The following is a 14717-nucleotide window of genomic DNA, read 5'->3' on the forward strand; positions in this document are numbered from 1 at the left end:
CTTTTTCTTTTTTATACATATAGGTTGGTAATATGTGCAGTGCGTGATAAAGTAGGGATGATATAGAATGGATTATCCATAATCTACTAAAAAAAATCTTTAGTAGAGGGAGTAAATTATTGTTGAGTAAGGGGAAAAAAGCAATCATGGATCAGGAAAAAAATAATGCGAATGGGAAAGCACGTCGGCCGATTGTATACATAAAAAGAACAATCATTCTCGTCTTACTATTTTCAGTTGTATATTTCATGTATACAAAAATTGTTGCGGATAATAAGAAAGAAGAAACTTTAAAAGCAGCAGAAATGAAGAAACAAGAAGAGCTAAAAAAGAAAGAAGAAAAAAAGAAGCAAGAGGCACAAAAACAAAAAGAGCAGGAAGAACAAGTGAAGCAAGCGCAAGCTGTAGAGAAGCCTGCCGAGGGACCACCTCAAGAAATTAATGAAAACGCTCAATTAGATCAATATTTACAAAACACAGGATTTAGCGGGACAGCTGTTATTGTGAAGAACGGAAAAGTTCTTTTGAATAAAGGATACGGTATGGCGAACAAAGAGAAACAAGTGCCGAATAATTCAGAGACAACTTTTTATATTGGATCTATTTCAAAGGCGTTTGTAGCAACCGCTATTATGCAATTAAAAGATCAAAATAAGTTGAACGTAGAGGATACGGTTGCAAAGTATATTCCGGATTTCCCTCAAGGTAATGGTATTCAGTTAAAACATTTACTAACACATACATCAGGGATTCCAGAGTATGAACAGGGAACAGAGGATATTTCTCATGAAGAATTGATAAAACGAATAGGAAAACAAAAGCGTGTTGGGAGTCCAGGAGAGAAATGGAAATATTCCGATTCGAACTATTCGATACTTGCCTACATCGCTGAGAAGGTAAGTGGACAGTCGCTCGAAGAATATATTAAACAACATATTTTTGCTACTGCGGGTATGAAACATTCTGGTTTCGGTAAAGCGTTAGAGCAAACAAGGTTTCCATCGACAGGTTATAAAATAGTAAATAACAATATGACAACACCGAATATTCCAAGTATGTCACAACTATATGGTTGTGGTGATATATATACAAGTGCACATGATTTATATTTATTTAATGAAGCACTCTTCTCTGGAAAGTTAATTTCAAAAGAGAGCTACGATCAAATGTTTACGGGCGGAAAAAAAGATTATGGGTTTGGATGGTACGTAGATCCAGGAAGTTATTCGAATCACGGTGTAATGCCAGGATGGAATTGCTTAAATGGATTTAGTAAAAATGGAAGTGTGTATGTCGTTTTATTATCTAACATTCAAAACAACATTAAATCGTTTGGTAAAGTGAATAACGACATTTATACGATGTTGCGAAATATTGAAGTATAAAAGGCGTCCTTTTGGATTGTCTTTTTTGTATTGAAGAAATATATGCATGGTGCAATAATGAAATAAATGGAAAAGGAGGAGGGGTATGAGTATACATAAGCATCATGCACGTAATGCGAAACGAATTTTTTTTGTATCTATCATTGTATGGATTATCGTTGTAATTGCATTATTGATGGAATATAAAAAAGGGACGCTATTCACTTCGCAGCAAGAAATTTTGAAATTAATAAGTGTTATAATACCAGCATTTGGATTATTAATATATAGTTTTATGGAAAAACGAAGAGCAAAAATGCTCAAACAGGAAAATTATAATATAGAGACTTCTGAATTATTTGAGCAACAAAAATTTGTTGTTCGTAAAGAGGTAGGGGTATTTCAAGTAATAACGTACTTTGGGTTAGACGGTAGTGCAGTAGGTTTTTTAAAAGAAGAGTATGATTTTGTTATCCAACGTGTATGGCAAGCTATACTTTCTTTTCTCTTTAAGGGGCTACATAAGCAACAGTTTTATTTATATAGTCACTCGGGAGAAAGATTGTTGCGTGTTCAAAAGGAGATGGGAGTACGCAACTTCTATATTTTTTCTGATGTAGATGGAAAGAAGACTGGGCAGTTGAAACAAGTACTAAGTTTAACAAAGTGGGAATGGATCTTTTTAGGGGTGGATGGTAAAGAATTTGGTAAAGTAACTGGGGACCTTTCAGCAACCATGCAGAAAATAGATTGGCGAGATGGAACGCATATTGATGTGAAAGAAGATGGTATTCCGTTAGAAGCTGTTAAGTATTTCTCGGCAAGTGGTGGTTCACTTGTTACAGCTTTTATAAGTGAACAGGCAGAATTGCCACGAGCGGTTTATTATAGTGTAGCTGCCATTATTACAATTAAAAACTAAAATATGTAAAAAAATAGATGGGATACCATCTATTTTTTTTGTGATTAAAAAAGATTGTTTCCTTGAAAAATGTATGTCTTACCTATCACAAAAAAAGCCTGCTTTGTATACATTAAGATGTATGGATGTAATTTTAAAACTTTAAAAAATAATAGGAGGAGAATTATATGTGTTTGTTCAAAAAATATTGGCATAAATTATCCCGATTATTTAATAGACAATTAGGCTATTTTTTAGATGACAAATTATTACCTGCTGTGGAACGACTTTTATTTTCGCAAAACTTCGCAAGGTTTATTCAAAGAAATTCAAAGAAAGCTACGGAAGAATTTATTGAATCAAGTAGATTTCAATCTATTATTTGTAACATTTTAAAAGAATGTAATACATCACCTTTTAAAGAAATTGCAGAGCAGTATTTGGGTAAAAACGTAGAAATTACTGTGACAGTTGGACAGTTAACGGGTGTGATTGTAGCGGTTGGAGATGATTTCTTAACACTGCAAGAAGGAATAGGAACAGAAGTTTTATTACCATTTACAAGTATTATATCAATTAAAGAAGCGTAAGAAAGGAGACTTATATATGTTATTTACTGATGAATTGCGTAATCATGTTGGGGAGCTAGTGCAAGTTGTGACAGCGGTCGAAATTATTGCGGGTATTCTGTTATCTGTGACAGACGGGGCAGTAAGTGTTCGTACTTCTCCTTCTTATGGACCACCGGAAGATGTAGTTGTACGTATTCCTATCATTTCGTATGTTCGCTTGGAAGGTTAAGAGTGATACAAGTATGAGAGTATCAGTTGTTATTCCAGCGCATAATGAAGCGAGTACTTTATCACAAGTTTTAGTAGAAGTGGAGAAATTGAAACCATACGAAATTATCGTAGTAGATAATGGATCGACAGATGAGACGAAAGAAATAGCGTTACAACATCATTGCCATGTCATTTATTACAAATATTCTCTTGGCAATGATGTTGGACGGGCAATTGGAGCAAGAGAAGCGAAAGGTGACATTGTTTTGTTTTTAGATGGTGACATCGTCATTGATAATAAAGAGCTGCAACGTTTTGTAAAAGGCATTCAGCAAGGTCACCAAATTGTTGTGAATAATTTAACATGGTCCGTTTATTTAAAGATGAGGCCGCATTATACGACAGTTGGAAAATGTATGTTAAATCGTTATTTGAACAAAAAAGAGCTTGTTGTTGGATCTTTAATCGCAATTCCACATGCAATGAGTAGGGAAGTTATTCAGAAATTTGGTTGGTGGAATTTAGCAGATCCAGCACTGTTTCAAGCGATGGCGATGTCTAGAGGGATAGATATTGCCGATATGGCTTCGGTTGATGTTATTCATACAAATAAAGTGCGTCCTGTTCATACTGGTACATCACCCGGTTCGCCTTATCCGAAAGCGACTAGTCGTATTATGGGGGATCATTTACGTGCTTTGCAATACGTAATCGAAACATATGGTAAGCGTGGTGGTTTGTCGGAAGGAAATAGAGATAGAGGGTTTATAGGAAAGTATGAACCAGTTTTACTACAAAAGAAAAAAGCGAAATATAGTGCCATTATCCCAGTAGCAGAAGAGAAAATGACTATAAGGTCTGTTATACAAGAAGTAAAAAAAGCAGGAGTTGATGAAATTATAGTGGTTGCTAATGGAGCTGATAGGGAGACAATTAAACAAGCAAAGTTAGAGAATGTTATCGTTATTGAGTTCGAGAAAGCACTCGGTCATAATGTAGCCCGAGCGATAGGAGCTATGCATGCCACGGCTGATATTTGTTTATTTGTCGATGGTGATTTTGTTATTTCAGGAAAAAAACTAATTCCATTTTTACATGCTATTGAAGATGGACATGATGTGGCATTAAATGATTTACAGTGCTTATTAGATATGTTTCATCCGGCAGATCCAATTAGCATGGGAAAATATTTTGTGAATTTGGTAGCGAAACGACCAGATTTATGGAATAACTCATTAACGGCAGTACCACATGCTATGCATAAAAAGGTAATAGAGAAAATAGGATATGATTCTCTTATCATCCCGCCACTAGCTCAAATGAAAGCTATTTTGGAGGGATTCTCTATTATAGCAGTAGAGTTTGTAGATGTTATAAAAACAAATCGAGTACGCCCAGAGCAACATGGATTTGTAAATGGACGTATTCCAGCATTTGACCGTATTTTTGGTGATCAACTTGAGGCAATTGCATATTTATTGCAATCGACAGACGAGCGCGGGAGTTTTACGGATGGAGAGCGGGATAGAAATATAATTCAACAATTGAGAAAGGAAGAAGAGAATACAGATGAATGTTAGTAGTACAGTTGCTATTATCGGATTAGGATATGTTGGCCTTCCTTTGGCAGTTCATTTTGCAGAGAGAGGGCATAAAGTAATTGGATTAGATAAAGATACTAGAAAAATAGAATCAATTATAAAAGGAGAAAGTTATATTCCAGATGTTTCTTCTAAATTGTTACAAAGTTTATTGACTAAAAAAAAATTAATAGTAAATACACCGGATCAAGGTATTGCTGATTTTCAAAATAGTGATTATGTTATTGTCACTGTTCCGACTCCAATTAATGAAAAAAGAGAACCAGACTTAAGTGCCCTCATTTCAGCTTCGCATTATATACAACAACACTTTCAAAAAGGACAAACCTTCATTTTCGAAAGCTCCACATATCCAGGCACACTTGAGGAAGTTATTATTCCGATTATTTCTCAAGCAGGACAAAAGGTAGGAGAAGATTTCTATATCGGATATTCCCCTGAGAGAATTGATCCAGCAAATAGTCACTACTCCGTTCAAACAATTCCAAAAGTTATTAGTGGACAAACAGAAAAGTGTAAACAAAAAGTACAGGAGTTGTATAGCACTACATTTGATGTAGTTGTTCCAGTTAGTTCTCCGAAAGTAGCGGAAATGTGTAAGTTATTTGAAAATATTCAGCGCCTAGTCAATATTTCATTAGTAAATGAGTTAAACACATTATGTGAAAGTTTAGGAATTGATTTTTATGAGGTGCTTGAAGCTGCATCTACAAAACCGTTTGGATTTACCCCATATTGGCCAGGACCAGGAATAGGAGGACATTGTATTCCGGTAGACCCTTTATATTTTCAATGGAGAATAAAAAAGAATGGAGCAATTAGTCAATTAATTGAAGCGGCACATGTAATTAATGAAGAAATGCCAGAGAAAATAGTCCGGAAAGTAAAAGGTGTGGCGCAATCACCTGCAACGGTTTTAATTGTAGGGATTGCATATAAGAAAGATGTAAATGACTTAAGAGAATCACCAGCGTTGCCAATTATTGAATTGTTAATAAAAGAAGGATATGAAATTGAATATCACGATCCATATATTTCTTCTGCCAAATTTGGAGATAAGGTGTACCAATCTATTTCTTTGGATGAACAAGTCATGAAACAAGCGGGTTGTATTTTAATTGTAACGGACCACTCTAATATCGATTGGAAGCTTTTTAAAGGAATGAAGCGAGTAATAGATACACGTGGCATTATAAAGAAGGTGAGTGTATGAGTAAGAAATGTTTAATTACAGGTGGAGCGGGATTTATTGGGTCGCATTTAGCTGAAGAACTAGTGAAAAGAGGTTATGTGGTCACAATCATCGATAACTTCTATAAAGGAAAAAATAAATATCATGATGAGTTAATGAAAGAAATGCGGGTTATTCCAATAAGTGTTTTAGATAAAAATTCTATTTATGAATTAGTAAATCAACATGATGTAGTGTTTCATTTAGCAGCAATTTTAGGTGTGAAAACGACAATGGAAAAGAGTATAGAGCTTATTGAAACGAATTTTGATGGAACGAGAAACATTTTACAAGCAGCGCTAAATGGAAAGAAGAAAGTAGTCTTTGCGTCTACTTCAGAAGTATATGGTAAGGCAAAACCACCCTTTTCTGAAGAGGGGGATCGATTATACGGGGCAACTTCTAAAATACGTTGGAGTTATGCAGTGTGTAAAACATTAGAAGAGACATTATGTTTAGGATACGCTTTAGAAGGTTTACCTGTAACGATTGTTCGTTATTTTAATATTTATGGTCCAAGAGCGAAAGATGGTCCGTATGCAGGGGTAATCCCGCGATTTATCAGTGCGGCACTGCAAGGAGAAGACATTCTCGTATATGGAGATGGAAAGCAGACACGTTGCTTTACGTATGTAAGTGATGCGGTAGAGGCAACGATTCGAGCAATGGATGAGAAATTAAATGGTGAGATTATTAATATAGGTTCTGAGAATGAAAAGAGTATAAAAGAAGTAGCAGAAGTAATTAAAAAACTAACGAAATCTTCTTCAAAGATTGTTCAAGTTTCTTTCGAAGAGGTATATCCACATGGCTTTGAAGAAATTCCAAATAGAAGACCAGATGTAACGAAATTAAAAGAATTTGCTCAATTTCAGGCGAAAGTAACGTGGGAAAATGGATTAAAAGAAACAATTAATTGGTTTCGTGAAGAAAACAATGGCTAAGTCGTTATCAGTTATTATTCCTGCATGTAATGAAATCGATACGATTTCAGACGTTATTCAATCGGCAAAAGGATTAAATCCATTAGAGATTATTGTAGTAGCAAACGGTTGTAATGATGGTACAGAAGAGGTTGCTGATCGTTTAGGGTGTAAAGTAATTAAGTATACAGAGTTACTAGGGAATGATGTTGGTCGTGCGGTTGGTGCAAAACATGCGATAGGTGATGTATTACTATTTATAGATGGAGATTTTGCTATTCAAACTTCAAAATTACAATTATTCCTGAATCCCATTTTACATGATCAGGCCGACATCGTTTTAAATAATTTGGATGCGTTATTTTTAAAGAAACAAAAACCGCATTCTGTGGCAGTATGGCGCCAAATATTAAATGCAATGTTAGAGCGTGAAGAGTTAAAAGTTGATTCTTTATTATTTGTACCTCATGCGTTGACAAAAGAAGTTGTTCAAAGTATTGGATATGAAGGCTTTGTTAATCCTATTGTCGCTCATTTACGCCTAGTACAAAGCAAATGGAGAATTAGTCGTCATTGCGCAATTGACGTTATTACGCCGAATAAATTTAGGCCGACCGAGCATGCTGCATATGGCACGGGTCTTTCTCAATCTGAAAAACGGATGATAGGTGATCATATAGAAGCTGTAGCGGAGCGAATAGTAGGTAGCGATGAGCGCGGAGGGTATTATGATGGCGATAGGAAAAGAGATAGCGTTTATCATACTTTAGATTTCGAAGATCTTTATCAAGGATGTGGCGTCACATCTAATTTGTATAAAGGAAAGCAATTATCGGTCATTATTCCTGTACAAGATGAAGAAAAAACAATTGGAAATGTTATAGATGAACTTCGAAAAATTGAACCTTTTGAAATTATCGTTGTTGTAAATGGTTCGTCTGATCAAACAGCAACGATTGCAAAAGAAAAGGGAGCAACAACAATTGTATATAAAGAAGTGCTTGGAAACGATGTAGGGCGTTCACTTGGAACTTACTTTGCAAAAGGGGATATTGTGCTGTTTATAGACGGCGACTTTGTTATCCCGGCTAGGGAGTTATATCCTTTCGCAAAAGCTATTGCAGATGGAATGGATGTCGCATTAAATGACCTAAATCATTATTTAGAGTTAAGAGTACCACTTCATCTTGTAACTGCATTTAAATATGCATTAAATTTAGCTTGTGATAGAAAAGATCTAGGAGTAGGATCTCTTATTGCTGTACCGAATGCGTTTAGTCGTAAGTGCTTGAAAGAAATCGGTTATAGATCTTTACTCTCACCTTGTGTAGCACAAGTGAAAGCGATTTTGTCGGGATTCGAGATTGCATGTGTAAGTCGTGTAGAGGTCGATAAGATGAACCGTATTCGCCTTAGTGAACATTTTGCAAAAATAGGCCATCCTCCAGCTGTTTTGCGAATTGTAGGTGATCATATAGAAGGATTAGAGCAATTAATTGCATTAGAAGGCAGTCGTGGTGGATTCTATGATGGGAATAGAAAAAGAGATGTTTTAGAGTAGTAACAAAAAAAGTGTACAACATATGTACACTTTTTGTTCTGTTATAAAAACTATAACAGATTAGGAGATAAGAGTATTACAGCTCTACAATGGGTATTGTTCTTATATTACAAAATAGGACTCGTATATAAGGATACCAAAAAAATACAATTAAGGGAAGGGTTAATTATAAAGACTTTTAAGTGAAGTTAACACTATACATATAGTAGTTTGCTCAACATTTCACAAACATGTCACAACTATTTCGTTCACTTTCGCCAAAAAGTAGTATTCTAAGTGTGTAAGCTGTTATATAAAAAATCTTAGTCCTGTACTAATCAAAAATGGAGGAGATTAGGATGACTCAAGTATTAGAAAATGTTAAAAACGCATGGGAAAACTTTAAAGGTGAAAAATGGAAAGCAGAGATTGATGTTCGCGATTTCATTTTAAATAATGTAAACGTTTTCGAAGGAGATGAATCTTTCTTAGCGGGAGCAACTGAAGCAACGAAACAACTTTGGGATCAAGTAATGGATTTAACAACAAAAGAACGTGAAAACGGTGGCGTTCTTGATATGGATACAAAAATTGTTTCTTCTATTACATCACATGAACCAGGATATTTAAATAAAGATATTGAAAAAGTAGTCGGTTTCCAAACTGAAAAACCATTTAAACGTTCTTTACAACCATATGGTGGTATTCGTATGGCGGAACAAGCTTGTGAATCTTATGGATACGAAATGGATAAAGAACTTAGTCGTATTTTCAGAGACTGGAGAAAAACTCATAACCAAGGTGTATTCGATGCTTATACACCAGAAATGAGAAATGCACGTAAATCAGGTGTAATTACTGGTCTTCCAGATGCATACGGACGTGGACGTATTATCGGTGACTATCGACGCGTAGCGTTATATGGTATTGATCATTTAATTGAAGCGAAAAAAGCAGATTTAAATTTAACTGGCGGTGTAATGAGCGAAGATACAATGCGTTTACGCGAAGAGTTATCTGAGCAAATGCGTGCACTTCAAGAGTTAAAACAAATGGCTGCTTCTCATGGCTTTGATATTTCTAAGCCAGCAACAAACGCGCAAGAAGCATTCCAATGGTTATACTTCGCATATCTTGCAGCAATTAAAGAGCAAAACGGAGCTGCAATGAGTCTTGGACGTACTTCTACATTCTTAGATATTTATATTGAAAGAGATTTAGCAAATGGTACTTTAACAGAAGAAGAAGTACAAGAAATTGTGGATCACTTCATTATGAAATTGCGTCTTGTGAAATTTGCAAGAACACCTGATTATAATGAATTATTCTCTGGTGACCCAACTTGGGTAACTGAGTCTATTGGTGGTATGGCATTAGATGGCCGTCCATTAGTAACAAAGAACTCATTCCGTTTCTTGCATACATTAGATAATTTAGGACCAGCTCCAGAACCAAACTTAACAGTTCTTTGGTCTAAACAATTACCACAGAACTTTAAAAACTACTGTGCAAAAATGTCTATTAAAACATCAGCAATTCAATATGAAAATGATGACATTATGCGTGCTGACTACGGCGATGACTACGGAATTGCTTGTTGTGTATCTGCAATGAGAATTGGTAAACAAATGCAGTTCTTCGGCGCACGTGCAAACTTAGCAAAAGCATTACTATATGCGATTAACGGCGGTAAAGATGAAAAATCTAAAGCACAAGTTGGTCCTGAGTATGCACCAATTACTTCTGAAGTATTAGATTATGAAGAAGTTATGCATAAGTTTGATATGACAATGGAATGGTTAGCGGGTCTATATTTAAACACATTAAATGTTATTCACTACATGCACGATAAATATAGCTACGAACGTATTGAAATGGCACTTCATGATACAAATGTTCTTCGTACAATGGCAACAGGTATCGCGGGTCTATCTGTAGTAGCAGACTCTTTAAGTGCAATTAAACACGCAAAAGTAAAACCAATTCGCGATGAAAACGGAATTGCAGTTGACTTTGAAATCGAAGGAGATTTCCCTAAATACGGTAACAATGATGACCGTGTAGATGAAATCGCTGTAAATCTTGTGAAAACATTTATGAATAAACTTCGTAAACATAAAACATATAGAAATTCTGTTCATACAATGTCAATCTTAACAATCACATCTAACGTTGTATACGGTAAGAAAACTGGTAACACTCCAGATGGTCGCCGTACTGGAGAGCCATTCGCACCTGGTGCAAATCCAATGCATGGACGTGATACAAAAGGTGCATTAGCTTCATTATTATCGGTAGCTAAATTACCATATGAAGATGCACAAGATGGTATTTCTAATACATTCTCTATTATTCCAAAAGCGCTTGGTAAAGAAGATGATGTACAAGTACGTAACTTAGTATCAATGCTTGATGGTTATGCAGTAAAAGAAGGACATCACTTAAATATTAACGTATTTAACCGTGAAACATTAATGGATGCAATGGAACATCCTGAGAAATATCCACAATTAACAATTCGCGTATCTGGTTACGCTGTAAACTTTATTAAATTAACTCGTGAACAACAAATTGATGTAATTAACCGTACAATGCATGAAAGCATGTAAGTGAAAAAAGTGTCCCTCTGCATTTTATAAATAGCAGAGGGAGGCTGTTTCAATAAAGGAGGAAGTAACATGGTAAAAGGAAAAATTCATTCTGTAGAGTCTTGTGGTACTGTTGATGGCCCAGGAATTCGTTATGTCATATTTACACAAGGGTGTTTATTACGCTGTCAATATTGTCATAATGCTGATACGTGGGAGATCGGTAAAGGAAAAGAAATAACAGTCGAAGAAGTAATGCAGGATGTGACATGTTACCTTCCTTTTATTGAAGCTTCCGGAGGCGGTATAACAGTTAGTGGTGGGGAACCATTATTACAGCTAGATTTCTTAATTGAATTATTTAAGAAATGTAAGGAAGCTGGAATTCATACAACAATTGACTCTTCGGGTGGTTGTTATTCAGAGGAACCAGAATTCCAAAACAAGCTAGACATTTTAATGGATTACACAGATTTAGTTTTATTAGATTTGAAACATATTGATTCAAAGAAACATCGTAAATTAACAGGAAAACCAAATGAACATATTTTACAATTTGCTCGTTATTTATCGGATAAAAATAAACCAATTTGGGTACGACACGTATTAGTTCCTGGTATTACGGATAATGAAGAAGATCTACAAAAACTATCTAGCTTTATTCAAAGCTTGTCTAATGTTCAGAAAGTTGAAGTGTTACCATACCATAAGCTTGGTGTATATAAATGGGAGGCACTTGGGCATAAGTATCCACTAGCGAATGTAGAACCACCTACTGAAAGAAATGTAGAACAAGCAAGACATATTTTACATGCAGTCTAATCCAAATATTGGGTTAGGCTTTTTGCTTTCTTGACAATAAAACCTAGAGTATATATAGAGAAAAGAGTATACTGAAAATAGAATATCCATATTTTTGTAAGGAATAAGTGGAGAAATTTACATAATTGTAAAGGGAAATCAAAATAGTAAAAAGAATTAAGAAGTAAAAGAGTGAGTATCATGGAATAGAGAACATTTGTAAGTTATTGCGAAAGCTCTTATAGGAAAGTATAATGTAAAGATATGAGCACAGATAGGATTAAGGGGTCAATCTTATATGCTTTGCATATCCACGACAGGTACATAGCTGAAAGAGAAGTATTAGAATCTGTTTATGTAATTTTTAAGGAAAATGTTTTTCCTATTGTCGTATATGCAATATGGAGAAACAATAAGCTAGGAGTGGATTTGTTTGATAAAAAACCCCAAGGTTTTAATATTAACTGCACATTACGGTAATGGGCATGTGCAAGTAGCGAAAACATTAGAACAAACATTTCGCCAAAAAGGAATTGAAGATGTAATTGTATGCGATTTGTTCGGAGAATCACATCCAGTTATAACCGATATTACAAAATATTTATATTTAAAAAGTTATACAATAGGAAAAGAATTATACCGCTTGTTTTATTACGGCGTAGAAAAAATTTATGATAAAAAAATAGCATCTTGGTATGCGAACTTTGGAAGAAAACGTTTGAAATTACTTTTACAAGCAGAGAAACCGGATATTGTTATTAATACATTTCCAATCATAGCTGTACCAGAGTTAAAAAAGCAAACAGGTATTTCAATTCCTGTGTATAACGTATTAACGGATTTTTGTGTGCACAAAATATGGATTCATCGGGAAGTAGATCGTTATTTTGTAGCAACTGATCACGTGAAAAAAGTTATGGTTGATATTGGTGTGCCTGCGGAGCAAATTGTTGAAACTGGAATTCCGATTCGTAGTAGTTTTGAGCTGAAGATCAATCCAGACATTATATATAATAAATATCAGTTATGTAAGAATAAAAAGATTTTACTAATTGTAGCAGGTGCTCATGGGGTATTAGGAAGTGTCAAAGAACTATGCCAATCATTTATGTCAGTACCTGATTTACAAGTAGTTGTCGTTTGTGGGAAAAATGAAGCATTAAAACAGGATTTATTAGGATTACAGGAAAACAATCCTGATGCATTAAAAGTATTTGGTTATGTTGAAAATATTGATGAATTATTCCGTGTTACTTCGTGTATGATTACGAAGCCAGGCGGTATTACGTTAAGTGAAGCGGCAGCATTGCAAGTACCTGTCATTTTATATAAGCCTGTTCCAGGGCAAGAGAATGAAAATGCGATGTACTTTGAAAGAAAAGGAGCAGCAGTTGTCATTCGTGATGATAGTGAGGTTTTTGCAAAAACAGAGGCGTTATTACAAGATGATATGAAGCTTCTTCAAATGAAAGAAGCGATGAAAAGCATTTATCGTCCGGAGCCAGCTGGTCATATTGTGGATACAATTTTGGCAGAAAATCATGTGAAGCTGAATCATATACCTATTAAATCACCTGCTCTTGCACAATCATTTACTTAATATGAAACCCTCTTTTGACTGTTTAAAGAGGGTTTTTGTTGTTTTCTGAGATAAAGACTTATCCACATGAAGATTGCGCTTTCATTAAACAGCAAAGTCGGAATATTAACAACTATATCCACATTGTCCACAATTTTTAGAAAAGTATCCACAATTGTAACATCTGTTATATGTTACAATATATAAACTTGTGAAGGATTTGTGCAATTTATTCACAATTCTATAAATTATGTGGATAACGTTATCCACAGAAAAAAGGTTCCTTATTTATAAGGAACCTTTTTTCTACTCTATCACATAGAAAAAATATGTAATGAGAATGAATAATTAGGGGGGAAAACTTCTAATTATTCATTCTCACTTTAAATACTTTTCGAGCGATAACCCGCTGCGCGATCTGCTTTACGAAATTCTCGTTGATAGAGAACTTCTTGTGTACTAGATAATGTGTTTTTTGCTTTGTCACGTTTCTTTTTATCCATTACAAATCACCTCGTGTCCTAAAGTCACTATCTATCGTTTCCAAAGACATGGGGTGATATACGTATATGTCAAAATGTTAATGGTTAATTGTTTTTTCTAAAAATTTAGATTACGCTTCTTTTAATTGATGAGCATCTTGGAACGTTGTATCTCGCATTGTAGCAAGTGTATATTGATCTTTTGGAATTTCATATAAGTTATATACTTCTTCATTCGCGTTAATTTCATCATAAACGGCTTTTCTTGTTTCGTTTGCTAGATTTACGTATTGTAATTTTTCTGCAGCTTTAATAGAGCGAATATTTATTTTGCGAATACGCATAAAGATCGTTTCAATATCTAATTCATAGAAAAGTTCACTAAAAAATGAATCTTTTGCCAATTTATTATAGCCTTTTCCATGATAAGGTTTGCCAAGCCATGTTCCAAGGAATCCGGCTTTTTCTTGCACATCAAATAAAGTAATTGTTCCGATAGGGTTACCCCATTCATCTAAAATTGTGCGTGAAATTAATTCCCCACGCTCTTCAGCTTCAATCGTTTGCTTTGTTAAAAATAAATATTCCTCATAAGAATAAGCCTTTTGACGCACAAAAGGGAAGACAGCTGGATCCACCATTAACTCGTATAGAACGTGGCTGTCGTGTAAGTCGCGTTTTTTTAACATACTAACTCCTCCTCACACGAGGGTAGCATGACGAAAAAACACCCCACCCTCGAAATTTTTATATCAATCTTTAAAAAATTTCGGGGTGGGAATCGAACCCACTAGAACCAGTTTCTAACGCTGGTGGCGCACCATTTGCCTTCCCCATTCATCAATTTGAAAATGATAATCACGACACAAATTGATTATGGTTTCATTCAGTTTATAATCGTATAATACTTTATCTAGTCAAAAAA

13 protein-coding genes are annotated in these 14717 nt (G+C 34.9%); 11 read left to right on the forward strand and 2 right to left on the reverse strand.

The window, feature by feature from the left end; genetic code table 11:
- Positions 1 to 146: 146 nt before the first annotated feature.
- From VF726_RS25190 to VF726_RS25240, 11 genes are all read left to right on the forward strand, one after another.
- Positions 147 to 1385: a serine hydrolase domain-containing protein gene (locus VF726_RS25190; RefSeq protein ID WP_440172897.1), complete on the forward strand. Its 1239-nt coding sequence runs from the start codon at positions 147 to 149 to the stop codon at positions 1383 to 1385.
- Between the two features lie 85 nt (positions 1386 to 1470).
- Positions 1471 to 2286: a sugar ABC transporter ATP-binding protein gene (locus VF726_RS25195; protein WP_440172898.1), complete on the forward strand. Its 816-nt coding sequence runs from the start codon at positions 1471 to 1473 to the stop codon at positions 2284 to 2286.
- A gap of 167 nt (positions 2287 to 2453) precedes the next feature.
- Entirely contained in the window at positions 2454 to 2855 is a 402-nt protein-coding gene (locus tag VF726_RS25200) for a DUF2642 domain-containing protein (RefSeq protein ID WP_283792334.1), read from the forward strand.
- A gap of 16 nt (positions 2856 to 2871) precedes the next feature.
- The gene (locus VF726_RS25205; protein WP_440172899.1) at positions 2872 to 3066 is read left to right on the forward strand and encodes a hypothetical protein; all 195 of its coding nucleotides are present in this window, start codon (positions 2872 to 2874) and stop codon (positions 3064 to 3066) included.
- The gene (locus VF726_RS25210; protein ID WP_440172922.1) at positions 3047 to 4627 is read left to right on the forward strand and encodes a glycosyltransferase family 2 protein; all 1581 of its coding nucleotides are present in this window, start codon (positions 3047 to 3049) and stop codon (positions 4625 to 4627) included. Before VF726_RS25205 ends, VF726_RS25210 begins: the two co-directional genes overlap by 20 nt.
- Positions 4617 to 5861 carry a nucleotide sugar dehydrogenase gene (locus tag VF726_RS25215; RefSeq protein ID WP_440172900.1) on the forward strand — a complete coding sequence of 415 codons (1245 nt, stop codon included), beginning with the start codon at positions 4617 to 4619 and terminating at the stop codon, positions 5859 to 5861. Before VF726_RS25210 ends, VF726_RS25215 begins: the two co-directional genes overlap by 11 nt.
- Positions 5858 to 6823: an NAD-dependent epimerase/dehydratase family protein gene (locus tag VF726_RS25220; protein WP_440172901.1), complete on the forward strand. Its 966-nt coding sequence runs from the start codon at positions 5858 to 5860 to the stop codon at positions 6821 to 6823. Before VF726_RS25215 ends, VF726_RS25220 begins: the two co-directional genes overlap by 4 nt.
- Positions 6816 to 8363 (forward strand): glycosyltransferase family 2 protein, encoded by a 1548-nt coding sequence (locus tag VF726_RS25225; protein ID WP_440172902.1) that lies wholly within the window; start codon positions 6816 to 6818, stop codon positions 8361 to 8363. The genes VF726_RS25220 and VF726_RS25225 overlap by 8 nt, the downstream gene beginning before the upstream one ends.
- Before the next feature lie 338 nt (positions 8364 to 8701).
- Positions 8702 to 10951: a formate C-acetyltransferase gene (gene pflB, locus VF726_RS25230; RefSeq protein WP_440172903.1), complete on the forward strand. Its 2250-nt coding sequence runs from the start codon at positions 8702 to 8704 to the stop codon at positions 10949 to 10951.
- A 69-nt stretch (positions 10952 to 11020) separates the two neighbouring features.
- The gene (pflA, locus tag VF726_RS25235; protein ID WP_440172904.1) at positions 11021 to 11752 is read left to right on the forward strand and encodes a pyruvate formate-lyase-activating protein; all 732 of its coding nucleotides are present in this window, start codon (positions 11021 to 11023) and stop codon (positions 11750 to 11752) included.
- Between the two features lie 412 nt (positions 11753 to 12164).
- A complete protein-coding gene (locus VF726_RS25240; protein WP_440172905.1) occupies positions 12165 to 13331 on the forward strand; it encodes a diglucosyl diacylglycerol synthase in 1167 nt (388 codons plus the stop codon).
- Between the two features lie 362 nt (positions 13332 to 13693).
- On the opposite strand, the gene VF726_RS25245 is transcribed toward VF726_RS25240, so the two are convergent.
- Together VF726_RS25245 and VF726_RS25250 are read right to left on the reverse strand one after the other, a co-directional pair.
- Positions 13694 to 13813 carry a YfhE family protein gene (locus VF726_RS25245; RefSeq protein WP_000358484.1) on the reverse strand — a complete coding sequence of 40 codons (120 nt, stop codon included), beginning with the start codon at positions 13811 to 13813 and terminating at the stop codon, positions 13694 to 13696.
- Between the two features lie 110 nt (positions 13814 to 13923).
- A complete protein-coding gene (locus tag VF726_RS25250) occupies positions 13924 to 14481 on the reverse strand; it encodes a GNAT family N-acetyltransferase (RefSeq protein ID WP_000914737.1) in 558 nt (185 codons plus the stop codon).
- Positions 14482 to 14717 lie beyond the last annotated feature (236 nt).

It is taken from the genome of Bacillus sp. Brlt_9, assembly GCF_051948935.1.
GTDB lineage: Bacteria > Bacillota > Bacilli > Bacillales > Bacillaceae_G > Bacillus_A.

What these genes read in the sequence shown, in the direction of transcription:
- VF726_RS25190 (WP_440172897.1), top strand. Translation starts at nt 147, where the DNA reads ATGGATCAGGAAAAAAATAATGCGAATGGGAAAGCACGTCGGCCGATT.
- VF726_RS25195 (WP_440172898.1), top strand. Translation starts at nt 1,471, where the DNA reads ATGAGTATACATAAGCATCATGCACGTAATGCGAAACGAATTTTTTTT.
- VF726_RS25200 (WP_283792334.1), top strand. Translation starts at nt 2,454, where the DNA reads ATGTGTTTGTTCAAAAAATATTGGCATAAATTATCCCGATTATTTAAT.
- VF726_RS25205 (WP_440172899.1), top strand. Translation starts at nt 2,872, where the DNA reads ATGTTATTTACTGATGAATTGCGTAATCATGTTGGGGAGCTAGTGCAA.
- VF726_RS25210 (WP_440172922.1), top strand. Translation starts at nt 3,047, where the DNA reads ATGTTCGCTTGGAAGGTTAAGAGTGATACAAGTATGAGAGTATCAGTT.
- VF726_RS25215 (WP_440172900.1), top strand. Translation starts at nt 4,617, where the DNA reads ATGAATGTTAGTAGTACAGTTGCTATTATCGGATTAGGATATGTTGGC.
- VF726_RS25220 (WP_440172901.1), top strand. Translation starts at nt 5,858, where the DNA reads ATGAGTAAGAAATGTTTAATTACAGGTGGAGCGGGATTTATTGGGTCG.
- VF726_RS25225 (WP_440172902.1), top strand. Translation starts at nt 6,816, where the DNA reads ATGGCTAAGTCGTTATCAGTTATTATTCCTGCATGTAATGAAATCGAT.
- pflB (WP_440172903.1), top strand. Translation starts at nt 8,702, where the DNA reads ATGACTCAAGTATTAGAAAATGTTAAAAACGCATGGGAAAACTTTAAA.
- pflA (WP_440172904.1), top strand. Translation starts at nt 11,021, where the DNA reads ATGGTAAAAGGAAAAATTCATTCTGTAGAGTCTTGTGGTACTGTTGAT.
- VF726_RS25245 (WP_000358484.1), bottom strand. Translation starts at nt 13,813, where the DNA reads ATGGATAAAAAGAAACGTGACAAAGCAAAAAACACATTATCTAGTACA.
- VF726_RS25250 (WP_000914737.1), bottom strand. Translation starts at nt 14,481, where the DNA reads ATGTTAAAAAAACGCGACTTACACGACAGCCACGTTCTATACGAGTTA.